This window comes from Exiguobacterium sp. PvP048, from assembly GCF_040549175.1.
Classification (GTDB): Bacteria; Bacillota; Bacilli; order Exiguobacteriales; family Exiguobacteriaceae; genus Exiguobacterium_A; species Exiguobacterium_A artemiae.
Window position 1 is genome coordinate 517648 of sequence record NZ_JBEPSU010000002.1, and the last position, 24765, is coordinate 542412.

Here is a 24765-nt window from a genome sequence, read left to right on the forward strand (position 1 = left end):
TCGGCTTGGAAAGTCTCGTTATGTTAAAATAAAAAAGTTAAGTGATGTGAAATGACCACGATTAAAACATACTTATTTTACACATGTTTAAGTGTCAACCACGTCCTAAAAATGAAGGTCTTCGGTGCGTTTGTCGTATCGAAGTGAGAAGAGAGGTTTCTTTATGTCTGAGATAAGTATTGATCGTATCATTCGATTTATTCAGGAATTAGTCAGTCCACCGTATTTTCTGACGACGCGATGGGGACATGGACAGGATATACATCTTGAAGTCCGGTATTTGGATATTTCGGATTGTCTTAAATCATCTCTTCTTCATGAAACGATTCACCTTTTGCACATGCATACGAGTAAAGAAGTAAGAGAACGTTTAAATGAAGAATTACTGGCAGTCGCGGCATATACAAAAATACATTCGGAACTGCTGTTTGCGCTCTGTTTTATCAACGAGACACCGGTACGGATAAAATTGCTTCAAAATGAAGCTGTCGCTTGCCAAGCCGTCATCAGGACAGAAGGCGATTTAATGAACTTGCTTCGCATGGTGGATTCCCGCTGGATGAAATACAATTAAACAGGCGGAAAACATGTATAAAAGTTATATGGATGAATACTTAGAAAAATAAGAAGTGAAAATGCAAGTGTGTTCGATTCATCTGATGTAGGATAGAAGAATAAGGAATCGATCCAATTGTCAGAGGGGGCACAGGAATATGAAACCAATCATCTTATTTGATGGAGAGTGTAATTTATGTGATACCAGTGTACAGTTCATCTTGAAGCGTGATCATGGCTACTATCAGTTTGCCTCGCTTCAAGGCATCAAAGGACAGGAACTTATTCAAAAACATCGTTTGCCTTCCGACCTGAACAGTGTGGTCGTCATTGAAGAGGGAATACCTTACGTTAAATCAGATGCAGCACTTCAGATTACGAAGCATTTGAATGGGGCGTGGCCGCTCGCATCCATCTTCCGTGTTTTACCGCGTGCGGCAAGAGATCTTGCATATGATTTCATTGCAAAACACCGTCACAAATGGTTCGGGCAGAAACAACAATGCCTGTTGCCTTCAAAAGAAACCCGGGCACGGTTCCACGAGTAAGGCCGGGTTCGATTGTCAATAAAAAAACCAGACGATTTTCGAGAATTAGCTTCCCGGAATCGTCTGTTTTTTTAGAGTCGAATCTCAACGAGCTTCCATGAACAGCCAGTGACAACTTGGTAAAGGATCCGCCAAGAAACTGAGTCCTAAATCATGAGTTTGGTGAACCGGTATAAAGGTATTTGACTCCGTTTGCAGGTAAATCTCGTGATGCGGAGAGCGAAGGTGGGTTCCGCTCAAACGCCATCGTTCCCGCTCAAATGCTGTATGGACTGTGTAGTTGATGTCGGGGGCAATGACCAGCGGATTTCCGACAGAATGATACACCGTGAATTGTAGCGAATGCTGTTTTTTTGAGATATTCTCTAAATAAACCTGTTGTGTCGAAGCAACATCCTCACTTCGGAGACGTCCGGTCGAGGTCAAAGAACGTGTTGGATTGGCCTGTTTATCAAGGAGGACGTGAGCATTGTCCGTTAAAGATGTCATGGCGATTTCTGTTAACGTCCGGTATTCCGATGCATGAGGATCATAGGTACGGTCGTCTCCTTCAAAGTAAATATGAGGAGACAGCAGATTCGGATTTTTTAAAATCGGTGGAGCAATGAACGTCAGGATTCGCAGGCGTGCCCGTGTAGTTTCTTTAGCTACAGAATCAATGTCACGTCCAAATGGATGAAGCCGAACATAAAAAATGAAAGATTCAAACTCCCGTTCACGGTCAGGTTCGCGTTTTAGCGTGTTCAACAGTTTAAGTGCGCCTTCCATGACAGAAGAAAGCGGCGTGTTTTCTTGAGAGGCTGGACGTAGGGCACGGATTTCATAGCGGGCAGAGACGTCTTGAGGTGATGCTTCATACCATTCATGTTCTGCCGTCTCCCCAAGCCGCTTCCCGTCTCGAAAGACACTGTATGATTCTACATCCGGGATTGCTCCCCATCTGATTAAGAGTTCTTGGTCAGAGCGAATGATGGTGGTGGATTTTTGATTCCAAAACAACTGTCCTTCATCCAGAACAAGTGCTGTATCAATGGTCAGGAATTCTTCTCCAGTCTCTAGTTCATACTGGACGGGAGCGAGGGGGACGAGATTCGAATCAACATACTGTTGAACTGCTCCGGTTACAAGTGTCGTACCATCGCGAGTCAGTTGGACCGAGTCATTTGTCTGCCAGGAAAGGTGCAAGTCCTGACCAAGCTGTTTAACGGTAATATCTTTAACGGATTGCATAACGTCGTCCTCCTAAAGATCAGGTGATGGGAATTAAAATAAATCTGTGGAAAAGACTTAAAAAGTTACGAAACCCTCTCTTCTCGGTAGAAGAGAGGGCAAATGGTTGCTTACTTGGATTTAATTTGAATTTTGACTGACGTTTACGCTCAGTTTCGAGGATGTTATTCCTTGTCCTTTAAAATGTGTTTTACGGTATCTGTAATTCCTCTTTTTTGTTGCGGCTCGTTTAAATCATGATGCAGATTGTGGGCCGGAATTTCGGGATCCGGTATTTGGCCTTGGGGTGCAGGGTTTTCCAGGTGAACGAATTCTCCGGTCCCATCCTGCGCACTTCCCTGGGACCAGCGACCTTCTTTTGAAGCTGTTCCTTCCGAGAGATCCCAAAATTCATAAGCGTGGGGCTGTGCCTCCAATTCATCCTCCGGAGCAAATGTTGCAGGTACGACGATTCCATTCTTTTCTTCCAATTCTTCAATTGCAGCCAGCCATTGGTATTGGTGATACCGATCACGTGCCAGCATTTTCCGGAGGGTCGCCTTAACTCCTTCATCGTTTGTCATATGATAGAGGCGTGCGACTTGAAGACGCCCTTGTGACTCGGCATGCAGATTGGAACGCATATCTGCTAACAAGTTGCCGCTTGCGACGATGTAAGAACCGTTCCACGGAACACCGTTTGAGTTGGAAGGCAGCCCTCCAAGCCCGCTGACGAGCAGGTGTTGTGGATTCATGCCTCCTAAAATAGCCGCAATCGCCGGATCCTTGGCCGCTTCTGCCTGATCATCAGGTGAGGCTCCATCAAGTAACTGTGAAATCAAGGAACAGAGCATTTCGACATGTCCGATTTCTTCCGTTCCGATGTCCATCAACATATCTTTGTATTTCTCATTTCCACGGCAATTGAATCCTTGGAATAAATACTGCATCATGACGGTCATTTCCCCAAATTGTCCGCCTAATACTTCCTGCACAGACCGTGCCAACTTCGGATCTGGACGGTCGACTTTCACCTCGAACTGTAGTTCCTTTTGATGTCTGAACATGAACGATTCCTCCCTTGGATTAAAAACATGTATAAACTGTACATGATACATATACCTGTTTTGGAAAAACAAAAACCAATCGGGAAGGATTGTCATTGAAATGTAATGTTTTGGAATGCAGAAAAGCCTTTCCATTCTTTTTTAATCGAACGATACCGTCGTACTGTTGGAACAATCGATGGATAACGTGGTGTGCAAAATTTCCAATGCGTGGTTTTTTGCCTCGGTTGTTTCAGCGGCAGTACAGTCTTGTGGTACCCAAATCTCGTATTCCCGCATATAGGCGTCATTTGCTGTAAACAAAATACACATATCGGTCGTGATTCCGGTAATGATTAGACGTGACACGTCGAGGTGTTTTAGCAAAATATCCAATTGTGTGCCAAAAAAACCGGAGTGTTTGGGTTTGATGATGAAATAATCATCCTGTTGCGGATGGAGGGCTTGGACGAACGGATCGCCCAGTCCACCGCGACATTCTTCAACGATTTGATCGACGTTTTCTTGCCACAGACCAAAATTATCATTCACATAAATGACAGGAATATCATACGATTTACATATATGTTTAAGTTCGACTAATGAAGTTAAAATCGGACGAGTTTCGGCAAGTAAATCTTCCGCACCTTCAAAATCCATTTTGTTAATGATATCGACGATCAATAAGGCGGTTCCTGTTTTTTTCATATGTCAATCGACTCCTTATAAAAACGTGACGAGATAATGATAAGGGGAATACAGCTGGGCTTTTGCGATGAAAATCTCCGTCGGATCATCGGACTCCTTGTTTCCCCGGAGATCAATGAGACATCGGAAAATGGTATCCTCAATTTCTGAAATGAATTCAGGATATTGATACAAAGCTTGATCCAGCTGCCGCCGGACATGATCTTCAATTAATATGATGGCCGGCGGGGTTTCTTTTAAAATCATTCCGGAAAAAGAACTGACATGGTCGTGAAAGTTCCGGTTCAGGTAATCAATGATGCGATCTAACTCGTAATCCATACGTATACACTTCCTCTATCTTCAAATCAGCTCAGTTTAGTTCTTTTTCCGTCTGTTGCCGGATGGGCAACCGGACTAGAAAATCGGTACCGGCACCTAATTCGGAAGAAACGGAAATCTGCCCTTGATGGGCTTCGACAATTTCTTTGCAAATCAGCAATCCGAGTCCGGTGCCCTCGATCCGCTTATGCTCTTGACGCTCCACACGGTAAAACGAATCAAACAGGTGGGGCAGGTCTTCTTGTGGAATCCCGAGACCATTATCGCTGATAGTCAGTACAACCTCTTTTTCGCTGCAATCCAGTAGAACGTCGACTCGCGGGTCCGACGGGGAGTACTTGATGGCATTACCTAACAGATTCGTCAGCAATTGTCGAATTTTTTCACGGTCGGCTTCGATTGTGCAGGACGTGTGCGTCGTATCAAACTTGACCTGATGGGACGGGATTGAGACATTCATCCAGTCCGCCACTTCCTGGACTAAAGCTGAGATGTCAAAGGATTCAAACGTATACACTTCCTTTTGGCGACTCAGGCGTTGATAGTCTAAAAAGGCAGTGACGAGTTTACCTAAACGTTGTGCTTCACTGTGGACGGTCTTTAAATATTTTAACTGTTTATCGTTTGATAAATTCCGGTGGATCAACAGTTCGCTGAATCCTTCAATCGAAGCAAGCGGTGTCCGGAGCTCATGCGAAATCATCGAGATGAAGGCATGTTCCTTTTGAATCGCTTCCACTTCAACTGTCCGCTCACTCAAAACAAAAATGATGCCTTTCTTGTCCGGAAGAAATTCCGTATAAAGACGGATATGGCGATTTCCATTGACTTCAAAGTCTTGTGCCTCCATGGCAAAGCCATTTGCCAAATGAAGTTTCAATTGCGTCACATAATCGATCAGTTGTTCTTCGACGATGAATACCCGGCGGAAAATATCCAGGATGGATTCAACCTCATGCAACGAATCCGGCAAATCATGTAACTCAGGAAACATCGTCACAAGTGTTCCGTTGTGAATAAGCCGGGAGTCCGGGAAATTGACGTAGATGACAGCTTCACGCAGACTCTCTAAAATCCGTTGTACGTGCTGTTTGTCTTCGTTTAACGTCCGCATGTGTTCCATGCGTAATATTCCGAGCGAAAGGATATCGCCCAATGCCGACAGTTTCTTATAAGCATCTCCGGCTGAATCATCGAACGTCAACAGGGCAAACGGTTCCGGATCACGGGAATTCAGCAACGGGACGGTCCGGACGATGGAATGCTGTTTTTTCCCGACAGGAGGGGAGGACCGGTAAACGGTTTCCTCCTGACTCGCGATCATCGTTAATCTTAATTCGGATAATCCGAAAGAATGGGCGAGATCTTGCAGTAATCCATTCAGACACGAAAGCGAATCATATTCGAGCAAGCGGCGTGCAAAATCAGTCTGCAATTGTAATTGAGTTTCCGTCCGGTTTTTTTCCTGCAAACTGTTGAAAAGTTCCCGGTTACGGTCTGATAATTGGCGGTTGGCCGCCTGAGTCTCCGATTGCTGAAAAGCAAGCATCGCCATCATATTACGCATGGCTTTTCCTAAAACACCGATCTCATCCTGTCGTTCGATCAACGGGACTGCGGAAAAAGTGTACGGATTTTTTGTTTGTTTGACCAAATGGACGACATCGTGCGTCAATCGTTGCATAAACCGGAACGTCCAACTGTTTAATAGGAAAAAGACTGCGATAAGAATCGTCAATGTACCCCACAGCGTTGTCCGCATCTGATCAGCCAGTGTCTGTTGTGCCTGCTTTTCCAGCGAGTGAATGGAGGAAATGTACTGATCGGCTGCCTGGCGGGTTTTTGAAAAAAAGTACATCGTATCCAGGGAAGAACGCTCTGTTCCGGTTGAAGTCGACTCTAACGGGACGACCAGGGCTGCATCCTTTAGCATCCGTCGCATGGCGGTATCGTCCGTATAGCGAGAAGATTGCGGGTGTTTCGTCAATGGGATCAGGATTTTTTCGTAATAGTCAATCAAGGTCGCCGATGTCTGCAGATAAAAGTCGGTCTCTTCAGACGGATAATTGTGGGCCAATCGTTCAAGCTCACGTTTCGTCCGCGTTAAATCGCTGGACAATCTGGGAGCAGCCGGTGTTTCCTTTAATAAGGCTTCTTGAATTTCAATGTTTCTTTCCTGCAAGTCGTTCCAAATTTGACGGGCTGCTGTTTTTTGATTCGTCAGGCGTAACAGCATGGCATTATTTTGTTCGAGTTGCCGGATGGAATAAAAGTATGCACCGGTCGTGATGCACACTAAAATCAAGAAGTTCAATAAAAGCAGACCCGAAAAGGTTCGGGTGATTTTTCGAGACATCCAGTTCATCATAACCTCTTTCCACAGTGGACCGGAGAGACACGTCATTCGTGTCCCGGATAAAGGTCACTGTTTAAATAACATACTATGATTATACATGTTATAGGGAGGTTGTGACCCGATTCATCAACTGAACGTCATTCAAAATTTTTGAGTGCCGGAACAGGGACACTGCAGGCGGGAGTTTAATTTTTTAACTGACGGATCGGTCCGACTAATTCATCCAGCGGTTCGAAGCTCTTCAAGAAAAACTGAAAATTAGACGGATGGCGGACGCCTCGTATGAAAATTCGTTTCTCAAGTGTCGGTAAAAACAATAAATATTCGATATCCATGATCCGTTCTTCTGAAAAATCGCGTTGGAAAATAGAGAGCTTAGCTGAATTTGCCGTCAAATAGGTCGAATCAATCCGGTACCGATCTTTCGAAAATTGTTTTTCAATAAATAGTAAAAATTCCGTACCGCTTAAAAATTTCATCTGCAAGAGCTCCTTCCAAAAAACGTTCTGCATATATTCAGTGTTTCCTGTACATGTTTTCGGGAAACGTCTTTCGGTAAAAAAATCGGCATATTCCGAAACACTTAAAACTATATCTTGTATCTTTTTTTCGGTACTATAAACGGTATAGAGAGCAAAGTAGGTGAAAATAATGAAAATGACTCGATCGACGGATTATGCGATTCGAGTACTATTGTTTACGACTCTTCACCCGACTCGACTCGTTCAAATTCAAGAAGTCGCCGATTATTACGATATCTCGAAAAATCATTTGATGAAGATTGTTCATGCACTAAGCAGATTCGGACTCATCACGTCCTATCAAGGACGTAATGGCGGTTTTAAGCTGGCGAAAGATCCGTCAGAGATTACATTAGGCGAAATCGTGCAATTGTTTGAAAAGGTCTCATATCTTGAAAGTCTTCCTGAAATCCATGAAGATGAGAATCTGGAAAATATGAAAGAAGCGTTTGATTATGCGTTTCTCCAATTTTCAGAAGCGTTAAAAGCATATTCGTTGCAGGATTTGATTCAGGTGAATTAAAAGAGTAAAAGAAAAGTGGTTTAAAACACGTTGCAGATTGGTAAAATTCTGTAGCGTGTTTTTTAATTTAAAACAGGTGACAAAATCCCATCTTAAAACCGGTAAATGGTATACTTGATTTCGGATGAAAACAGGGAACCAAAGTGGTTTCTTTCGTTCGATGTCCTCATCCGGAATAATCATAACTTGAATTCTGTCAGAAAGGAGTTTCCAGAATGTCTGAAATCACCATTGACACATTCACATCCGTTATCAAGACCATAATCAGACCTCCCTTATTTCTTGTCGAGAAAAAAGAGCAGTCTGAAAACATAACGGTTGAGATTCGATACGCACAGTTGCGGTCTACAACCAAAGCTCAATTGTTAGAACCCCTTGTCCGTTTGTTCGAGGAAGAGGCGACAGATGAAGCAAGGGAAGTGTTAACGAAGGAATTGATTCATTTAGCTGCACATACACTACACCATTCGAATCATCTTTTAACCGCTTGCTTGACGAAAGAGACAAACTCAAATTGTCATCATGCTTATTTGTATATTGAAGGAAAAGAAGTACTACACCGAATTATGACGGATGAGAAAGATATCCTGCCATTTGTTCGCCAGATCGATCAATTGATTCAGAAATTTGAATCAGACTAACGCTGAATAAAAATGGTGCAAGCCATTTTATATATAAAGATCACGTTCGAAAAACTGAAATGTGCAGTAATCATGTAGGATTGCTGGAACAAGTCCGTTGAACATGCCAACAGGCAAGCCTTCCGAAATAACGGAGGACTTGCCTGTTGTTCATTTAACGATTCTCGGACGAGGTATCTTTGAACGCATCGACATATTGTTTTGCTTCCAGTAACGGATAACCAAGCGTTTCCCGGACGAGTTTAACGGCTTCGACTGTCTGATAATCAGCAAGAAGCTGCTTGATTTGTTCATTGAGTAAGGTATGACTGCTTGCTGCATCCGTCATCCCGAGGTGTTCCTGAATCCGGGTCATTTCGCGCAGGAGCTGTTGTTGCATGACCCGTTGCTTTGCCAGTTGTTGAGATACGGATTGCCAGAACATGATCAAGAGGATCAAAGGCAACCAAATCGATAAAAATGAGTCCATATGAAAGAAGCCTCCTTTTGTTTACCGTATCATACTAAAAATGATATAACAATTAGTGGAAATTGAAAAGAATACCGTTTATTCTGAAATAGTGGAAAATTAAGGGTTTGAAAAAGAAAGGAATGAAAAGTGTGGAAGATTTGTTAGCTGCGTTGATTCCGATATTACTTCTTTCAGGGAGTATCCTGTTTGTCGGGTTTGTCGTCACGCTCGGCAGTTTATTTTATTTCCGCCGGCGGTCGTTTGAGAAGAGTACATACAAGCAGGTTACACAAGAACGGTTTCTGAAGGCCGTCCGTGACAAAGGGATCTGGGGAGAATATTTAACGACCCGGCAACTTGAAAAAGTCGGCGGATACGGGAAATTCGTCATGAATACCTATCTGCCAAAAGCACGCGGCAAAGGTCTGACGGAAATCGACGTGACGTTTATCCACGAGAGTGGCATTTACGTGCTCGAGTCGAAAAATTACAGCGGCTGGATTTTTGGAAAAGAAGCGGACCAGCAGTGGACTCAGATGTTTAAAAACCGCTATAAACAAAAGTTTTACAATCCGATCAAACAAAATGAACAACACCTGAAGAGCATGGAACGATTTTTGGAGGCGATGGTCGTAGAAGACGTATTCCAGTCGGTCATCGTCTTCGGTGAACGTTGTGAACTTAAAAAAATTACGGTGGACTCAAGTCACGTCCATGTCATCAAACGGAATGACTTACGGCGGGCCATCAAGAAACTGGCGACTGTCGATCGTTTGACACCAGCACAGGTCGATGCGGTCTATGAGCAACTCAAGCAACAATCCCAAGTTAAACAAGAAGTGAAGGATGCGCATATCGAGTCGATTAAATCGTTTACGTCTTAACTGTTGAACTATGATTCTATAATTGACTTAAAGAAAACGGTTTGACAATCCACAATTTCCGGCATATAGTAAATAAGTTCAATTAATAAGTAGTGCAACTATTATTCCGAAAGTGGGGAGTCTTCATGAAAGAAGCGGATTGGTCACTGGGTATGCAATTGTCACGCAGCTATCTGTCTTTTAAACGGGCGGCCACGAAACGGATGGAACAACATGGTTTGACACCGGAACAATTTTCAGTGTTGAGTGAGCTGCATAAGCAGGAAGGCATCTCGCAAAAACAGTTGGCGTTGACGACCGAGCGGGATCAGACGACAGTGGGAAAAATCCTCGACAAGCTGGTCAAGAAAGGGCTTGTCATTCGTTCGGCGGATCCGAGAGACCGGAGAGCCTTCATTTTGTTGACGACGAAAGAAGGTATCCAAACGATTCAGCTGCTCGAACCGACACTCGATGAACTGCAGCAGCAGGCGTTTTCCGGTCTGTCGAAAAAAGAGATTAAACAATTCATCAAGACACTCGAGACCATTTACAAAAATGTGACGTAAGTGGTTTCTCTTTTTGAACTGATAGTTGCACATGCTATTATAAGTAATGCATATATAAAAGGAGAGCGGATTACATGAAGAGTTTTAAAGAAGTATGGTCGATTACACAAACAAAAGTCGGGTTAATGTTTGCCTTGATTGTTCCGGTCTTGTTCCTTGTCGTCTGGATGACCGGTTACCACGGCGCGACGGACCGGTTGGATCAGTTACGGGTCGCTGTCGTCAAAGATGCGACGACGGAAGGACTATATCAAAACCTCAAAGCGGATAGTCCGTTTACCGTCAAAGCCGTTTCGTCCGAAACGGAAGGTCTGAAACAACTCGATGCCGGAAACGTCGAGATGGTGCTTGCTGCCGATTTGACCGGTCAAAAACAGATGACGTTTCACGTCAATCAGGCAAATGCCGAGTTCGCGAACGGTATTCTGAAACAGGCGACAGCTGAAATCTCGCAAGGGGTAAACGGTCAGCCGGCTATTCGTTCGGACATCATCATCGAGCATGAAGTGTCCGATTTCTCGATGTCGATGTTGCCGTTGTTACTGGGCTTCGTGATTTATATTGCTGTCATGACGATGGGAATTCAATTTAATCTCGTGACACAAATTCTCCAAAAACGTTTTTCAAAATGGTCACTCTTTTGGAGTAAACAACTGTTGCACGGAATCGTCCTGCTGGTTGTTCCGCTCGTCATGGTATCGCTTGCGTTTGCCTTTGCCGAGATCGAGACATCCTTCTTGAAAGTATGGGCGTTCCAACTGTTGCTGACAGCAACGTGTATCAGCGTCACTCAGATGAACTTCACGATTTTTGGTCCGATTGCACCGCTTGTGAACGTTGCTTTGATTCCGTTTCAGTTAATGACGGCGGGAAATATCGTTCCGTCTTCGATGCTGGCCCCGTTTTACCAAACGATTGGTCATTATCTGCCGGTTCCGAATGCCGTCGGCGGTTTGACCCGGTTGCTGTATTTTGACGGTGATATCTCGACCTACCTCTTACGACTGGTGGTTATGCTGCTCGTGACACTTATCGTCACACTGATTTTGACAGCGGTTCGCCGGGAACAGGCACATGTTGTCGAGGTCAAACAGGCTTCCTGAAACAAAAAAACGAGCTAATCCAATCGGATCAGCTCGTTTTTTAGTTAAGCAAACAATTCAGCAATCGCTGTGTCACCCGTTAGCAACGGAATCGTTTGGTGGTACGCCGACTGTTGACCGATCGAGGCGACGACGACGCGGGCGACGTCTTCCCGGGCAATCGTTGTTTCGTCCGTTGAAGTCGGATCTGTTGTGACCGCACCTGTACCCGCCTCATCTTTCAAACCGCCCGGACGCAGAATCGTATAGGCAAGTGAACTTTCACGCAACAGACGATCAGCGTAATGTTTCGCGACGTAATACGGTTTCATGCTGTCGGACCACGTTTCCGGCGAGTCGGCATTTAAGGCGCTGACCATGATGAACTGGCTCGCTTGAATTCCTTCTGCTGCCGCAACTGCTTTTGCCGCTCCGTCAAGATCAATCAAAATGGTTTTATCCGCGCCGGTGTGACCGCCGGATCCGGCTGTAAAGATGACGATGTCACTGCCTTGGATTGCATCTTGAATCGATGCGACACCGTGCTCTAAATCGAGAGCGACCGGTGTTGCCCCGAGAGATTCAAAATCGGCATACTGTTCCTTTGAACGTAATCCGACGCGGACGTCGTGACTCGATCCGCTTAATTGTTTCGCTACCTGACGACCGACTTTTCCGTTTGCTCCAATAATGAATACGTTACTCATCTTCCATTCCTCCCATTCGTTGATTCGTTCTTTGTCAGTATGGAAGAAAGTACGTGTATCCTGCAATCAAGAGGGCTTGGCAAGAGAACATCGCCGCTTTTTGACGAAATAATCAAAAAGTTGTTGGAACCGTTAGAACAATATGATACTGTTTTGAGTATTATACAAAAACACAGCGTCAGACAGAGAGAGGAAGCGGACAGAGTGAATAAACGAGAATTGGCACTTGGAGGAAGTCTGTTGCTTTCCGGTCTCATGATAGCGACACGATTAAAGAATGCGACGGGTTCATTCAGCGTCGGTAAACAAAATGTCTTCACAACAAAAAAGATTGTCGTCGGAACGACCGGAGATTATAAACCGTTTACGTACCTGAACCGTCAGACCAACCAATATGAAGGGTTCGACATTGATGTCATCTGCTCGTTTGCGGAAGTCGCCGGACTCGAAGTCGAATTCGTCCCGACGACATGGGGAACACTGACCCGTGATCTACGTGCCGGGAAATTTCATATGGTCGTCGGCGGCGTCACGAAAAACATCGAACGCGAAATCGTCGGCGACTTTACGAAAAGCTACCTGTCGTTTCAAAAGACGCCGCTTGTCCGGGCGACGGACCTCGATCTGTTAACATCGATTGAAGCCATCAACCAGCCTGATGTGACAATCGGCTTAAATCCGGGCGGAACAAATGAACAGTTCGTCCGGCAGACGTTTGATCAGGCCTGTATCGTCATGTATGCCGATAACCTGACCATCCCGGCAGCAGTTGCGGCCGGAGAAGTTGATGTCATGATCACCGACACGGTCGAAGCGATTTACTATGCGTCGCTCGATCAGCGGCTCGGTGCGCCGAAGATCCATGAAAAGTGGATTCCGGCTGAAAAAAGTTATCTGATCCAGGACCGTCAGACGGAAGTCCTCGACGTGATGAATCTATGGATGAATTCATATGAAGGAAAAGAGCGGATCAAGGAATTAAAAGGAAAATGGTGTGTCGCTTCAGTCGCCCAGGATGTCATATGACTGAAGAAACTGAAGGGCAAATCCAGTTTTGGATTTGTCCTTTTTTGTGCGATCAATAAAAAAGCGGGTAAAGATAAGAAAGTGACGGAACAATTGTCCGACTAGAGGAAGGACGGATGAAGATGATTGAAGTGGACCGGCTGACGAAGGAATACAACGGTAAAAAAGTCGTCGATCAGATTTCCTTTCATGTGGATCAAGGAGAAATTTTTGCCTTTTTGGGACCGAACGGTGCCGGTAAATCCACGACTGTTCAAATGCTGACGACGCTGATTGCGTTCTCGTCCGGCAGTGCAACGATCAACGGATACGATATCAAGCGAAATCAAAAGGGATGTGCGGTTGCAAATGGGTGTCGCCTTGCAGGAAACCGGGATCGACAATGATTTGACGGGGAGGAGCTACTCGTGTTGCAAGGGAAGGAATGCGGGCGGTCGTGTTACGTCCGACGATTGACTGGAGTGTTTATACGCACGGCGTCCTCGTCGCCGCCGTGCTGAGTATTGCGATGGTCGTCTTTGCGGCACTCAATGCGCGCGGAGCCTTGAAGAAATGACAAAAACGCTGTTTCCGACTGAATAAGCCGGAAGCAGCGTTTCTGTTTAAAACGATTTAGGTGTGCGGACGATGTAGTAAATGCCGGATAGAATCAAGAAGACGATTCCGATCAAAATCGAGACACGTGTCTCATCGTTGAACAACATCCCGACGAGAACGATCAGCAGCATGACAATCGTAATGTAGTTCGTGAAGGGTGCGCCCGGCATCTTGAACGGATGATCGGCGATCCGGTCCGCTTCGATTTTCCGGTACTGGATGTGGCTGATCAGGATGGCGAACCAGGGTACCATTCCCGGTAAGACCGAAGCACTGTAAACATAGACAAAGATGTTCGTGTCTTTCCCGAGGAACAGCGGCAGGACGATGTCGAGAATGACACCGACGAAGATTCCGGCTGAGACGGCAAGCACCGTATACAAGGGAATGCCGTTTTTATTGACCTTCAGGAACAGCGACGGCATCTGCCCTTTTTCGGCGAGCGTATAAATCATCCGGCTGGAACTGAAGATACCCGAATTACATCCGGACATCGCGGCCGTGATGACAACGACGTTGATGATGGCAGCCGCCGCCGTGATGCCGACTTTGGCAAAAGTCGCGACAAACGGACTGCCGATATCGGCCAGCTGATCCCACGGATAGACGGTGACGATGATGAAGATGGCCCCGACGTAAAAAATCAGGATCCGCCAGATGACACCGTTGATCGCCCGGGTGATGTTCGTTTCCGGATCCTTCGTTTCCCCGGCTGTCACACCGATCAGTTCGACGCCGATGTAGGAGGCGAAGACGATCGAGAGGGCAAAGAAGAAACCGCTGAAGCCGTTCGTGAAGAAGCCGCCGTGCGACCAGAGGTTAGAGAAGCCGATCGGCGTTCCGTCATTTCCGAAACCGAACAGGATGAGACCGAGACCGGCAATGATCATCAGGATGATTGTAATGACTTTGACGGAGGCGAACCAAAATTCGAGTTCACCAAACATTTTGACCGAGGCGAGGTTCGCAAGCGTCAGGATGACGATGACGACGACACCGGGAATCCAGGTCGGTAAATCCGGCCACCAGAAGCGCATATAGGCACCGACGGCAATGACTTCACTCATTCCGACGATGACCCAGTTGAAGATGTTGCTGCTTGCTGTCATGAAGCCGGCAGCCGGATGAATGTAATCATTGGCAAACTTTGCATATGATCCCGTATGTGGATGGGTGTAGACCATCTCACCTAAGGCCCGCATGATTAAAAAGATAAAGGCACCTGCAAACATATAGGCCAAAATGACGGATGGACCGGTCCAGGCAATCGTACTCGACGATCCTAAAAACAGACCAACGCCAATCGTCCCCCCAAGAGCAATCATTTGTACTTGTCGTGCTGTCAGTTCGCGTTTTAAGTTCGATTCCATAAGTACCCCCATGTAGCAAAAAATTGATGACTATCGAACTTGTAAGACCAGTTCGAAACACTATAACCATGAGTATACTATTTTAAAAAAGAGAATAGAAAGCTTTTTCTGAAAACATTTTTAATTTTGTTGTGAAAATGAAAAGAAATGAAAAAAATCGAACCACCTCCAACGAAGGGATTCGACGATGATTATTCCGGGATGAAATTCGTAAATGTTCCGGCATACAGACGGGTGTCTGTCGAAAGAACGATCCGATTTTGACGCATCTTGATTGTTCCCTGCAACGGCGTTCCTTTTTCCGACTCGAACAGAATCCGGGCCTTCTCCATATAGGCATCACCTTCCTGTTGCAACAGGTACGTATGCTCATTATCGGTCGAAATTAAATATTCGCCCTGAACGACAAAGTCGGAGAAATGACGTGTCGGAACCTGGTAGCTCGTACTGCGTTCCCCCTGCAGATGGACGACGCGGTAATCCGGATGATAGAAAAACCAGGCATCGTCGGAACCGCAGACGTTCAGTGCATAACAATCGTCAATCGGATAATCCTTGTTCTTATAAATGACTTGTCCAACCTCATTAAAAACAGCCAAACCGAATGAACCAATCGAAGTAGTTGCACTATCGGCAAAAACGCCTTCATCAAAGTAACTGACCCAAATCTGATCTTTTTCATCGATGTGGACATTTTGAATCCCATCATCGAGACAATAGCTGTCGAGCAGATGCCCGGCTGGATTATAGATAAAGGCGTTCGGCAACCAGGAGCCGTCGATATCATCGTCGCAACGGGAAGCGACGAGCAGAATCCGTCCGTCGGAAAACGAGTCGACATAACTGAAATCCGTTTCGGCCTGAGCGACGATCGTCGTGGTCCGCCACTGGTCATGCAGACGGTGGACGTGCAGTACATCCCGGTGTCGCTTTGAATCGTAAATTTCTTCAATCATCATGATTTGTCCTGAAATCGTCAGTCCTGTAGCAACATGTTTTCCGGTAACTTGAGACGCTGTCACGCGGTCGAGGTGGATTTTTAATGTGTTGGAAGTATCCAAGATAAGTCGCTCCTTTTTTAAAAACAGTCTGCCGCGGGGACAGACTGCAAAATTTGAATTAGGTTGTACGTTGACGCTTTTTCAGGAAGACATAGACGAGAATCATGACGACAGCAGCAATCAGGACACCATTCGTATAAGGTGCGGCTACTTCCTTGATGGAGCGCCAATTTGTTCCGAGCGTTTCACCGAGGTAGAGGAAAAGAATCGACCAGGGAATGATGGCGAGGATCGTATAAAGTGAAAATTTTGTCTGGTCCATTTTGGCAAGACCGGCAGGAATCGAAATTGCATGGCGGACAACCGGGATGAAACGGGCTCCGAAGATGACGCCTTGTCCGTATTTCAGGAACCAGCGTTCTGCGAGATCGAGATGGTGCTCCGTGATCAACAGGTACTTTCCGTATTTTAAGATCAATGGCCGACCACCGTAACGGGCGAACCAGTATAAAAAGAGTTGCGAGAGCAAACCGCCGATGACGGCAGCGACGACGGCAAGCGGCCAACCGATCGTTCCTTGGGAAATCATGAATCCGCCATACGATAAGACGATTTCACTTGGAATGATTTCAATCATTAATCCTAAAGCGATTCCGAAATACCCTAAGTCAGCAAGATATAATAAAACGTTATTTACAACTTGAGATAACACATATAACACTCCTTCAGCTTCACTTCATTCCTTTATATTAGAGAAGAAAGTCGGAAAATGGAAGAAAAAATCTTTAATCTGGTGAAACAAATATGTAGCAAGCATGTTTATTCGAAGGTGGGAAACGGGAAGGTGGGAAACGGTTAATGAAGTAAAAATTCTTTAAAAAAGAACCAACACCGGTCAAGGCATTGGTTCCTGAATACATCCTTCTTATAACACCATCGCCGCAATCGTTCCGAAAACGAGTAACGGCAGGTTGTAGTGCAAAAACGTCGGAATGACCGTTTCCCGCATGTGATCGTGTTGTCCGTCGGCATTCAGTCCGCTGGTCGGACCGAGTGTCGAGTCGGATGCCGGGCTTCCGGCGTCACCAAGAGCACCGGCCGTTCCGATGATGGCAATCGTCGCCTCCAGGCTGAATCCGTACTGAACACAGAGCGGAACGAAAATCGCAGCGATGACCGGAACGGTCGAGAAGCTTGAACCGATCCCCATTGTGACGAGCAATCCGATCAACAGCATGACGAAAGCGGCAACGAGTTGCGAATCACCCATCAAGGCTTTGGAGTTCTCAACGAGCGGATCAATGTCACCGGTTTTCCGGAGGACGTTTGAAAAGCCGTTCGCTGAAATCATGACGAATCCGATGAACGACATCATCCGCATCCCGCGCGTGATGACATCTTCGGCTTCGCTGAAGCGGACGAGACGGAGAAGAAGGAACAGGACAAGACCTGTCGTTGCGGCGAAAATCATCGACTCGGTCGTCAACTGGACAGCCAGTGTCGCCAGGACAACGAGTCCGCTTAAGAACAATTTCGTTTTCGTGATGACCGGAATCTCATAATCGTCCGGCGCGATGTTGCGCATTTCGTACTCACGCGGTTTCCGGTAGACGTACAGACCGATCAACAGACCGACGAGCATCCCGAGTGCCGGAATCGCCATCGCCTGAATGACGGACGCACCCGCTGTATCCATCCCGTTTTTCGAGATGTTCGGCAGGAGAATCTGGTTCAAGTAGATGTCTCCGAAACCGACCGGCAGGAACATGTACGGCGTAACAAGACCAAATGTCATGACGATCGCGATCAAGCGCCGGTCAATCTTCATTTCATTAAAGAGACCGAGTAGCGGCGGAATGATGATCGGGATGAAGGCGATGTGAATCGGCAAGACGTTTTGCGAGCTGATCGCGAGCAACAGAATCGCAAAGACGATAAAGCCTTTTAACTTCTTGACCGACGCGGCGTCAGCCGATCCTTTTGACCGTTTGATCAAAGCGTGTGCCAAGGCATCCGGAAGTCCGGTTTTCGACAAGGCGACGGCAAACGCTCCGAGCAGGGCATAACTGAGGGCGATTTCTGCACCGGCTCCGAGTCCTTCCGCGAATGTCGCAATCGTTTTGTTGATTCCGAGACCACCGATCAATCCACCGGCGACGGCACTGAGCACCATCGCGAGGACGATATGGACACGGAAGATGGCTAAAATAAATAATAGAGCAACGGCAATAATGACGGCATTAAACATGAACTAAAACCACACTTTCTTTTGGTATCACTGTACTATACTAAAGTATCATACAGACCGTTCTTTTGACTGTCAAGAAAAAAACATGAAAAAGGTATGACCGGCGTCAAGCGGAGACCGGTCATACCTTTCTTCTTCATTAAGACGTGATTCAGCAATCGACTTGGTCGAGTTTACCCGTTCCCGGATCGATGACGAGTCCGTGAACTTCTGTACCCGGCGGCAACAACGGATGATTTTTAATTAATCCGACCGAGTGGCTGACATTTTCCTCGACCGATGTGAAGCCGCGTAACCATTGCTTCAAGTCGACGCCGGAAGCGTCGAGCGTGTGCAAGACCTGTTCATTGATGCCGCGGTCCTGCATTTCGGAAATCATCTTCGCCGGATCGATCGTGCTCATGCCGCAGTCATGATGTCCGATGACAATGACTTCTTCCGCTCCGAGAGCATAGAGGGCGACGAGAATCGACCGCATGACGGATCCGAATGGATGGGACAGGACGGCCCCGGCATTTTTGATGATTTTCGCATCACCGTTTTTGAGACCAAGTGCGTGGGGAAGGAGCTCCGTCAAACGCGCATCCATACAGGTCAGAATCACAACCTTCTTATCCGGGAACTTATCCGAGATGAATGGTTCGTATTGTTTCTCTTCGACGAACTGTTGATTAAACGCAAGCATTTGATTAACGACTGACATGAAACTTCCTCCTTTAAGACAAATGAATGATGGAACTATTCCTAGCGTACACGATGAACGATTGGTCAGACAAGCAGATTCATCGATTGCTGTGACAGTTATCACAGCGAGTGCTTGAAAAGACGGACCGTTATGTCAGAACAGGTCATTTCGATGAAAACGCTCTCATTCATGTGAAATAGTTCACAGGATAGTCATGCACAAATGAAACAAAAGGCGGTATGATTGATTTGTGAAGGAAAGCACAAACTATTTAAAATCAGCTTGGCATTCCTAACATCTAATAGGGAATTGCAGACTCAGATTCGTTCCAAAATAGGGAGGAAACCTAACATGGCTGTCAAAGAAAAAATCAAATCAGAAGTCACACCTGTCGAACAAGCAATCAATCAAATCGTCTCGAAAGGCCAAACGGCACTTCAAGAATTGTTGACATTTGATCAAACGAAAATTGATACGATCGTCCGCGACATGGCGCTCGCCGGTCTCGAACGGCACGTCGAACTTGCCCGTCTTGCGGTCGAAGAGACAGGTCGTGGTGTCTTTGAAGATAAAATGATCAAAAACATGTTTGCGACAGAGTACATCTACAACAGTCTCCGCAACGAAAAAACGGTCGGGATTTTGGAAGAGGATGTCCAAAACGGTCTGACGTATATCGCAGAGCCGGTCGGTGTCGTCTGTGGTGTCACACCGGTGACGAATCCGACATCAACCACGATGTTCAAAGCATTGATTGCGATTAAAACACGGAACCCGATCATCTTCGCGTTCCACCCATCGGCTCAAAACTGTTCCCTCGAAGCAGCGAAAACATTACGGGATGCGGCCGTCAAAGCCGGTGCACCGAAAGAGTGTATCCAGTGGGTCGAACAACCGTCCCTTGAAGCAACAAAAGTTTTGATGAACCACACGGACATCGCGATGGTCCTTGCAACAGGCGGAGCAGGCATGGTCAAATCCGCTTACTCGACCGGAAAACCGGCGCTTGGTGTCGGACCGGGTAACGTACCGTGTTACATCGAAAAAACAGCCAAAATCAAACGTGCCGTCAGTGATTTGGTTCTCTCAAAAACATTTGATAACGGAATGATTTGTGCGTCCGAGCAAGCAGTCATCGTCGATCAAGAGATTTATGCCGAAGTCCGGGCCGAAATGGAAGCCCTCGGTTGCTACTTCTGTACACCGGATGAGAAAAAACGCCTCGAAGCACTTGTCATCAAAACCGATACATGTGCCGTCAATGCGGACATCGTCGGGAAACCTGCGACCTGGATCGCCGAGCAAGCCGGTATCGATGTTCCAGGCAACACGGTCATGCTTGTCGCAGAACTCGAGAAAGTCGGAGCGGAAGAACCGTTGTCACATGAAAAATTAAGTCCGGTTCTTGGTGCATACAGTGTCGCTTCGACAAATGATGCCTTCCATGTCGCAGAACGGATGCTTGAAATCGGCGGACTTGGTCATACGGCCGTCATTCATACGACGGATGATGAGTTGATGACAGCGTTTGGTCTCCGGATGAAAGCCTGCCGGATTCTCGTCAACAGTCCGTCAGCACACGGCGGAATCGGCGATCTCTACAACGAATTGACACCATCGCTGACACTCGGTTGCGGATCATACGGGAAAAACTCGGTTTCTGAAAACGTTACGGCGAAACATCTACTCAATGTCAAGAAGGTGGCGAGACGACGCGTGAACATGCAATGGTTCAAAGTACCAGAAAAGATTTTCTTTGAAAAAAATTCGGTTCAATACTTGAAATCGATTCAAAATGTCTCACGGGCGTTAATCGTCACTGATCAATCAATGGTTGAGTTCGGTTATGCCGACAAAGTCATCCGTAACTTGCCGGCCGGCGTCAGCTACCGGATCTTTGACCAAGTCGAACCAGATCCATCCGTGACGACCGTTCAAGTCGGTGCCCAAGCAATGCGTGATTTTAAACCGGACTTGATTATCGCCCTAGGTGGCGGATCGGCGATGGATGCTGCGAAAGGCATGTGGTTATTCTATGAGCAACCAAACGAAACATTCTCGAACCTGCGTCAAAAATTCATGGATATCCGCAAACGGGCCTATAAGTTCCCGGAACTCGGGAACAAAGCGAAGTTTGTCGCCATTCCGACAACTTCCGGTACGGGATCAGAAGTCACACCGTTCACCGTCATCACCGATAAAGAGAAAAACGTCAAGTATCCGATTGCTGACTATGCGTTGACACCAGACGTTGCAATCGTTGATCCGGAGTTCGTCATGACGGTACCGGCTTCGATCACGGCGGATACCGGAATGGACGTCTTGACCCACGCAACAGAAGCTTTCGTCTCTGTCCTTGCGAACGACTACACGGATGGACTGGCGTTAAAAGCAATCAAGATGATCTTTGAGTACTTGCCACGTGCTTACGATAACGGTTCAGACGCCGAAGCACGCGAAAAAGTCCACAATGCGTCAACGATGGCCGGAATGGCGTTTGCGAATGCCTTCCTCGGCATCAACCACTCAATCGCTCACAAAATCGGTGGGGAGTTCCACACACCACACGGTCGGACAAATGCGATTCTGATGCCGCACGTCATCCGTTACAATGCAACAAAACCAACGAAACTGGCTGCTTTCCCGAAATACGAGTCGTTTATCGCGGATGAACGGTATGCGGAAATCGCCCGTTACCTCGGTCTACCGGCAGCAACGACAGAACAAGGCGTCGAGTCGTTTATTCAAGCCGTCAGTGAGCTCGGACAACGCCTCAACATCAAGATGTCGTTTAAAGCCCAAGGCATCAACAAAGCCGACTTTGAAGCGAAGCTCGATAAGATGGCCGTCGATGCATTTGAAGATCAATGTACAACCGCCAATCCGAAAATGCCGCTTGTGACGGAACTTCGTCAAATCATGGAACTTGCCTACGAAGGTATCTAATAGAGAGAAAAATATCATGGCAATAAAAAAGAGCCTTGCTTCCGGTCAACGGAGGCAAGGCTTTCGTCTGTTCTGAATCATAAAGGGAAACGGATGTATTTTTGATTCAGACGGATTCCTGTAGTTGTTCATTTCAACTCTTTTCAACTCTTTTCAACAATCTTTTTTGATTGCGTCAAGCTCAATCTATATCTAAATCCATTGTTAGATCAATCCACCGCTCTTCAATTAACGGACAAAGCACTTCGTAATCTTTTAGCGCTGTTAACGTCTCGAGTACCTGTTGAACGGCGACTTGTTGCTCTTGATCGTCTACGGGCTCAAGGCGAAGCGCTTTTGACAAACTATAGGCGAGCCATTCGAGCTTACCAGCGTAACCGGCAGACAAAGCCGGTTCAATTGGAAAATGGAGTTTTGCACCTGTTGAAACATATTCCTTTGCAAAAGCCTCGAAATGCAGATCGTGTAGTTGATTATTCTCGTCGAGCGACCAATAGAGAGCCGTTTCCACAAAATCGTGCATCGGATGAATGTAGCCAGCTGATTCCCAGTCGAACAGCACCGGTAGACCGGACTTCCATAAAACGTTTTTTGCATCCAAGTCACGGTGACTGAGGACAACAGTTCCTGTCAATTGTTCCATGGCGACAGAGGAAACGTCGGCCCAACGTTTAATTTGTCTCAGGTTCGTCGTGACAGGATCTAATGCTGTCAGTCCTTGCAACCGGATGTGTTCTACAAACTCGTCCCACGATACGCCGGATTCTGATGATTCGGGCGGTTGTTGAATCTGCAATGAGGACAGGTCGGCGGAGTGAATATGCGCCAACTGTTTACCGATCTTTGCGGCGTGGTCCGCTGTAATTTGATGCGTCGTCAACATGACGGCGTCGACCCAGCGAAAGACGAGATAGTAGTGTGTCTCAATATGTTGCAGGGCGGAACCGTGAAACGAAAGGGCAGGGAGAGCAGAGCTTCGTGCTGTAAAGCCGTGGCAATCCGTTCCGAATCGATGAAGTTTTGCCGGGCCTTCGGTCGGGAGAGGATGGATGGATTTAGTAACTTAATCGCATACGTTCCGCTCGTAGTTTGAAGCTGGAACATTTGGTGCAAAAGACCACCGGACAGTGCAGTCGGCTCCGTTAAAATTAGACCGAGTTCCAGTTGAATGCTGATTTTTTCAAATAATGTCGTATGCTTTTCTGTTAATGACACGTCATTCCTCCTCGTGGAATTGAAATCTCTCTTCCATCCATAATTGGTTATAATTAAAGTATAGCGTACAGAAATGACCAATCGTCGTAAAAATAAGACGACTGGCGTTTCTGAATGAGACAGAACAGGAATAATCAAACAAAGGAAAAGGAGGGATTGGCGATGGAACAACGACAAGAGCGGAGCAACAGGCGTTTCTCGATTTTGGATTTCGTACTAGGGATCGGGTTCGGTCTGATTTTCTTTGCCGTCTTATATGGTCTGATGACACTTGTGACCGGACAAATCGAATCCTCCAGTGATTATCAGTCACTCGTTGCGCAGATGCGAGACGCGGATGTTACCTGGGGCAGTAATGATGTGACGGTGACGTTAATGCTGCTGTTCGTCGGCGGACTCGACGTGACGATGCCGGGTGCCGTCCGGGAAGCAATCATCAATCAGGTGCTCGGTGCCAGTTCGGCCGGAGATGTCCTGTCGATCTTTGGAATTGATTTGAATCAAGTCTTGTCACCGCTGACGTTTGACGTGACATATGGTTCCCTTTTGCTGTCTGTATTCGGTATCGTATTTGTTTTTATCCTCTTTTTACTGATGCGGATCAAAGCGAACCGGCTCGGCTGGACAATCCGGTCCGTCAGTTTTTTAGTGACGGCGTGGATCGGCTGGTTTATCCTCGTACAGCGCAGTGACTCGATTTCCTTTTTATCGTTCCAGGACGGTGTTTTGACGCAAGGATTGCTCGCGCTCGGCATCGTGATTGCGTTAAGTTATCTGGCTCTCTATCCGCAAGGGTTATCCGGTTTGTCAGCGGCCGCCCGGGGGAGCCTGCTTGTCCTGATGTTTGCGAGTTGTCTCCAGCTGTATCTCGTCGTTACCGATGAAACACAGTATGACGGCGATTCGGCCCTTCGGACGGCCTTGACGGTCGCCAGTCTTGATGCCGGCAGCGGCGGCATGTACGACTTGTTGCACGGCGGACAGGTTGCCTACAAAGCAAATCTTCTTGGAGCAGATGTTGATGTACCGGTGACGATGCTGAACGGGGAGACCTCGACCGGAAAGTTAAATCAATCGATTGAGGATGTTCTGGCAGAAGTTGATACCGACCGGGTGACGGAGCAACTGTTGACGATTCTTGGCGGCGAACGGCCCGATTTATCGGATACTCAGCTGAACCTCGATCCGGTCGATTACGGTATCGCAAGGCAAACGATTCAAGCACTTGATGCCGAATCGGCGGGTGTCACGCCGGAGCCGATTGACTCGGAGAGTGCGTACTGGGTCCTGATTCTGATACCGTTCATTCTCTATCTGCTTGTCAGTATCCGGGCGTTCAAGACGATTCTCGATCCGATTGTTTTTGCGCTCCTTGTCGGAGTCACCAGTTTCCTGGTTGCACAAGCGACGACGGCGGACTTTACGGTCGCTTGGCGTAACGAAGCCTTGTTGCAGTTTTCCCAGCAACCGGCCGGACTGACACCGCTTTATGCTGCCGGGATGGCGCTGATTGCCGGATTGATCGGATTTGTCATTAAACGAAAACCGACTGCTTGATTCTAAGAAAACGTCAATCG

The 24765-nt window shown here is 46.8% G+C and carries 27 protein-coding genes; 12 read left to right on the forward strand and 15 right to left on the reverse strand.

Annotated features, from left to right (window positions below):
- Positions 1–163 precede the first annotated feature (163 nt).
- Both ABIC15_RS07090 and ABIC15_RS07095 read left to right on the forward strand, forming a co-directional pair.
- A complete protein-coding gene (locus ABIC15_RS07090) occupies positions 164–574 on the forward strand; it encodes a hypothetical protein (protein WP_354020219.1) in 411 nt (136 codons plus the stop codon).
- Positions 575–713: 139 nt separating this feature from the next.
- The gene (locus tag ABIC15_RS07095) at positions 714–1103 is read left to right on the forward strand and encodes a thiol-disulfide oxidoreductase DCC family protein (RefSeq protein WP_012370111.1); all 390 of its coding nucleotides are present in this window, start codon (positions 714–716) and stop codon (positions 1101–1103) included.
- Between the two features lie 84 nt (positions 1104–1187).
- Here ABIC15_RS07095 and ABIC15_RS07100 read toward each other — a convergent pair whose 3' ends face one another.
- The 6 genes from ABIC15_RS07100 to ABIC15_RS07125 all read right to left on the reverse strand — a co-directional run bounded on the left by ABIC15_RS07100 (position 1188) and on the right by ABIC15_RS07125 (position 7222).
- Positions 1188–2333, reverse strand: coding sequence for a DUF3238 domain-containing protein (locus ABIC15_RS07100; protein WP_354020221.1), 1146 nt, complete (start codon positions 2331–2333; stop codon positions 1188–1190).
- Between the two features lie 164 nt (positions 2334–2497).
- On the reverse strand, positions 2498–3379 hold the full coding sequence (locus ABIC15_RS07105; RefSeq protein WP_012370113.1) for a manganese catalase: 882 nt from the start codon (positions 3377–3379) through the stop codon (positions 2498–2500).
- A gap of 141 nt (positions 3380–3520) precedes the next feature.
- Positions 3521–4066 (reverse strand): cysteine hydrolase family protein, encoded by a 546-nt coding sequence (locus ABIC15_RS07110; RefSeq protein WP_354020223.1) that lies wholly within the window; start codon positions 4064–4066, stop codon positions 3521–3523.
- 15 nt (positions 4067–4081) lie between these two features.
- Positions 4082–4387 (reverse strand): hypothetical protein, encoded by a 306-nt coding sequence (locus tag ABIC15_RS07115; RefSeq protein ID WP_354020224.1) that lies wholly within the window; start codon positions 4385–4387, stop codon positions 4082–4084.
- A 31-nt stretch (positions 4388–4418) separates the two neighbouring features.
- Positions 4419–6752: a sensor histidine kinase gene (locus tag ABIC15_RS07120; RefSeq protein WP_354020226.1), complete on the reverse strand. Its 2334-nt coding sequence runs from the start codon at positions 6750–6752 to the stop codon at positions 4419–4421.
- 176 nt (positions 6753–6928) lie between these two features.
- The gene (locus ABIC15_RS07125) at positions 6929–7222 is read right to left on the reverse strand and encodes a hypothetical protein (protein WP_354020228.1); all 294 of its coding nucleotides are present in this window, start codon (positions 7220–7222) and stop codon (positions 6929–6931) included.
- Between the two features lie 172 nt (positions 7223–7394).
- Between ABIC15_RS07125 and ABIC15_RS07130 the strand changes: the two genes are divergently transcribed.
- Together ABIC15_RS07130 and ABIC15_RS07135 are read left to right on the forward strand one after the other, a co-directional pair.
- Entirely contained in the window at positions 7395–7787 is a 393-nt protein-coding gene (locus ABIC15_RS07130; protein ID WP_354020229.1) for an RrF2 family transcriptional regulator, read from the forward strand.
- Between the two features lie 215 nt (positions 7788–8002).
- The gene (locus tag ABIC15_RS07135) at positions 8003–8428 is read left to right on the forward strand and encodes a hypothetical protein (protein ID WP_012370119.1); all 426 of its coding nucleotides are present in this window, start codon (positions 8003–8005) and stop codon (positions 8426–8428) included.
- A 154-nt stretch (positions 8429–8582) separates the two neighbouring features.
- On the opposite strand, the gene ABIC15_RS07140 is transcribed toward ABIC15_RS07135, so the two are convergent.
- Positions 8583–8897: a hypothetical protein gene (locus ABIC15_RS07140; protein WP_012370120.1), complete on the reverse strand. Its 315-nt coding sequence runs from the start codon at positions 8895–8897 to the stop codon at positions 8583–8585.
- A gap of 122 nt (positions 8898–9019) precedes the next feature.
- Between ABIC15_RS07140 and ABIC15_RS07145 the strand changes: the two genes are divergently transcribed.
- From ABIC15_RS07145 to ABIC15_RS07155, 3 genes are all read left to right on the forward strand, one after another.
- Positions 9020–9763 (forward strand): nuclease-related domain-containing protein, encoded by a 744-nt coding sequence (locus ABIC15_RS07145; protein WP_354020232.1) that lies wholly within the window; start codon positions 9020–9022, stop codon positions 9761–9763.
- Between the two features lie 125 nt (positions 9764–9888).
- Entirely contained in the window at positions 9889–10311 is a 423-nt protein-coding gene (locus ABIC15_RS07150) for a MarR family winged helix-turn-helix transcriptional regulator (RefSeq protein ID WP_012370122.1), read from the forward strand.
- A gap of 74 nt (positions 10312–10385) precedes the next feature.
- Positions 10386–11414, forward strand: a complete 1029-nt coding sequence (locus ABIC15_RS07155) for a YhgE/Pip domain-containing protein (RefSeq protein WP_012370123.1) — start codon at positions 10386–10388, stop codon at positions 11412–11414.
- Between the two features lie 44 nt (positions 11415–11458).
- On the opposite strand, the gene ABIC15_RS07160 is transcribed toward ABIC15_RS07155, so the two are convergent.
- Positions 11459–12100, reverse strand: coding sequence for an SDR family oxidoreductase (locus ABIC15_RS07160; RefSeq protein WP_214848490.1), 642 nt, complete (start codon positions 12098–12100; stop codon positions 11459–11461).
- 204 nt (positions 12101–12304) lie between these two features.
- Between ABIC15_RS07160 and ABIC15_RS07165 the strand changes: the two genes are divergently transcribed.
- From ABIC15_RS07165 to ABIC15_RS07175, 3 genes are all read left to right on the forward strand, one after another.
- Entirely contained in the window at positions 12305–13126 is an 822-nt protein-coding gene (locus tag ABIC15_RS07165) for a transporter substrate-binding domain-containing protein (protein ID WP_354020234.1), read from the forward strand.
- A gap of 116 nt (positions 13127–13242) precedes the next feature.
- Positions 13243–13512: an ATP-binding cassette domain-containing protein gene (locus ABIC15_RS07170; RefSeq protein ID WP_012370126.1), complete on the forward strand. Its 270-nt coding sequence runs from the start codon at positions 13243–13245 to the stop codon at positions 13510–13512.
- Positions 13513–13550: 38 nt separating this feature from the next.
- Entirely contained in the window at positions 13551–13682 is a 132-nt protein-coding gene (locus ABIC15_RS07175) for a hypothetical protein (RefSeq protein WP_354020236.1), read from the forward strand.
- 46 nt (positions 13683–13728) lie between these two features.
- Here ABIC15_RS07175 and ABIC15_RS07180 read toward each other — a convergent pair whose 3' ends face one another.
- From ABIC15_RS07180 to ABIC15_RS07200, 5 genes are all read right to left on the reverse strand, one after another.
- On the reverse strand, positions 13729–15093 hold the full coding sequence (locus ABIC15_RS07180; RefSeq protein ID WP_012370127.1) for an amino acid permease: 1365 nt from the start codon (positions 15091–15093) through the stop codon (positions 13729–13731).
- Between the two features lie 191 nt (positions 15094–15284).
- Positions 15285–16154, reverse strand: coding sequence for a hypothetical protein (locus ABIC15_RS07185; protein WP_354020238.1), 870 nt, complete (start codon positions 16152–16154; stop codon positions 15285–15287).
- 58 nt (positions 16155–16212) lie between these two features.
- Positions 16213–16806, reverse strand: coding sequence for an undecaprenyl phosphate transporter UptA (gene uptA / locus ABIC15_RS07190; protein ID WP_318930084.1), 594 nt, complete (start codon positions 16804–16806; stop codon positions 16213–16215).
- A gap of 213 nt (positions 16807–17019) precedes the next feature.
- The gene (locus ABIC15_RS07195) at positions 17020–18342 is read right to left on the reverse strand and encodes a Na+/H+ antiporter family protein (protein WP_354020240.1); all 1323 of its coding nucleotides are present in this window, start codon (positions 18340–18342) and stop codon (positions 17020–17022) included.
- 151 nt (positions 18343–18493) lie between these two features.
- Positions 18494–19045 (reverse strand): beta-class carbonic anhydrase, encoded by a 552-nt coding sequence (locus ABIC15_RS07200; protein WP_012370131.1) that lies wholly within the window; start codon positions 19043–19045, stop codon positions 18494–18496.
- 333 nt (positions 19046–19378) lie between these two features.
- On the opposite strand from ABIC15_RS07200, the gene adhE reads away from it, so the two are divergent.
- Positions 19379–21973 (forward strand): bifunctional acetaldehyde-CoA/alcohol dehydrogenase, encoded by a 2595-nt coding sequence (gene adhE / locus ABIC15_RS07205; protein WP_354020242.1) that lies wholly within the window; start codon positions 19379–19381, stop codon positions 21971–21973.
- Positions 21974–22154: 181 nt separating this feature from the next.
- On the opposite strand, the gene ABIC15_RS07210 is transcribed toward adhE, so the two are convergent.
- Both ABIC15_RS07210 and ABIC15_RS07215 read right to left on the reverse strand, forming a co-directional pair.
- Positions 22155–22910 (reverse strand): phosphotransferase, encoded by a 756-nt coding sequence (locus ABIC15_RS07210; protein ID WP_354020332.1) that lies wholly within the window; start codon positions 22908–22910, stop codon positions 22155–22157.
- Positions 22850–23188 (reverse strand): hypothetical protein, encoded by a 339-nt coding sequence (locus tag ABIC15_RS07215; RefSeq protein ID WP_041261562.1) that lies wholly within the window; start codon positions 23186–23188, stop codon positions 22850–22852. The genes ABIC15_RS07210 and ABIC15_RS07215 overlap by 61 nt, the downstream gene beginning before the upstream one ends.
- A 162-nt stretch (positions 23189–23350) precedes the next feature.
- Here ABIC15_RS07215 and ABIC15_RS07220 point away from each other — a divergent pair, with 162 nt between their 5' ends.
- Positions 23351–24745: a hypothetical protein gene (locus ABIC15_RS07220; RefSeq protein WP_354020244.1), complete on the forward strand. Its 1395-nt coding sequence runs from the start codon at positions 23351–23353 to the stop codon at positions 24743–24745.
- The last annotated feature ends 20 nt before the right edge of the window (positions 24746–24765 follow it).

Excerpts from the sequence above, each read along its gene's own strand:
- ABIC15_RS07090 (WP_354020219.1), top strand. The coding sequence starts at position 164 with ATGTCTGAGATAAGTATTGATCGTATCATTCGATTTATTCAGGAATTA.
- ABIC15_RS07095 (WP_012370111.1), top strand. The coding sequence starts at position 714 with ATGAAACCAATCATCTTATTTGATGGAGAGTGTAATTTATGTGATACC.
- ABIC15_RS07100 (WP_354020221.1), bottom strand. The coding sequence starts at position 2,333 with ATGCAATCCGTTAAAGATATTACCGTTAAACAGCTTGGTCAGGACTTG.
- ABIC15_RS07105 (WP_012370113.1), bottom strand. The coding sequence starts at position 3,379 with ATGTTCAGACATCAAAAGGAACTACAGTTCGAGGTGAAAGTCGACCGT.
- ABIC15_RS07110 (WP_354020223.1), bottom strand. The coding sequence starts at position 4,066 with ATGAAAAAAACAGGAACCGCCTTATTGATCGTCGATATCATTAACAAA.
- ABIC15_RS07115 (WP_354020224.1), bottom strand. The coding sequence starts at position 4,387 with ATGGATTACGAGTTAGATCGCATCATTGATTACCTGAACCGGAACTTT.
- ABIC15_RS07120 (WP_354020226.1), bottom strand. The coding sequence starts at position 6,752 with ATGAACTGGATGTCTCGAAAAATCACCCGAACCTTTTCGGGTCTGCTT.
- ABIC15_RS07125 (WP_354020228.1), bottom strand. The coding sequence starts at position 7,222 with ATGAAATTTTTAAGCGGTACGGAATTTTTACTATTTATTGAAAAACAA.
- ABIC15_RS07130 (WP_354020229.1), top strand. The coding sequence starts at position 7,395 with ATGAAAATGACTCGATCGACGGATTATGCGATTCGAGTACTATTGTTT.
- ABIC15_RS07135 (WP_012370119.1), top strand. The coding sequence starts at position 8,003 with ATGTCTGAAATCACCATTGACACATTCACATCCGTTATCAAGACCATA.
- ABIC15_RS07140 (WP_012370120.1), bottom strand. The coding sequence starts at position 8,897 with ATGGACTCATTTTTATCGATTTGGTTGCCTTTGATCCTCTTGATCATG.
- ABIC15_RS07145 (WP_354020232.1), top strand. The coding sequence starts at position 9,020 with ATGAAAAGTGTGGAAGATTTGTTAGCTGCGTTGATTCCGATATTACTT.
- ABIC15_RS07150 (WP_012370122.1), top strand. The coding sequence starts at position 9,889 with ATGAAAGAAGCGGATTGGTCACTGGGTATGCAATTGTCACGCAGCTAT.
- ABIC15_RS07155 (WP_012370123.1), top strand. The coding sequence starts at position 10,386 with ATGAAGAGTTTTAAAGAAGTATGGTCGATTACACAAACAAAAGTCGGG.
- ABIC15_RS07160 (WP_214848490.1), bottom strand. The coding sequence starts at position 12,100 with ATGAGTAACGTATTCATTATTGGAGCAAACGGAAAAGTCGGTCGTCAG.
- ABIC15_RS07170 (WP_012370126.1), top strand. The coding sequence starts at position 13,243 with ATGAAGATGATTGAAGTGGACCGGCTGACGAAGGAATACAACGGTAAA.
- ABIC15_RS07175 (WP_354020236.1), top strand. The coding sequence starts at position 13,551 with ATGCGGGCGGTCGTGTTACGTCCGACGATTGACTGGAGTGTTTATACG.
- ABIC15_RS07180 (WP_012370127.1), bottom strand. The coding sequence starts at position 15,093 with ATGGAATCGAACTTAAAACGCGAACTGACAGCACGACAAGTACAAATG.
- ABIC15_RS07195 (WP_354020240.1), bottom strand. The coding sequence starts at position 18,342 with ATGTTTAATGCCGTCATTATTGCCGTTGCTCTATTATTTATTTTAGCC.
- ABIC15_RS07200 (WP_012370131.1), bottom strand. The coding sequence starts at position 19,045 with ATGTCAGTCGTTAATCAAATGCTTGCGTTTAATCAACAGTTCGTCGAA.
- adhE (WP_354020242.1), top strand. The coding sequence starts at position 19,379 with ATGGCTGTCAAAGAAAAAATCAAATCAGAAGTCACACCTGTCGAACAA.
- ABIC15_RS07220 (WP_354020244.1), top strand. The coding sequence starts at position 23,351 with ATGGAACAACGACAAGAGCGGAGCAACAGGCGTTTCTCGATTTTGGAT.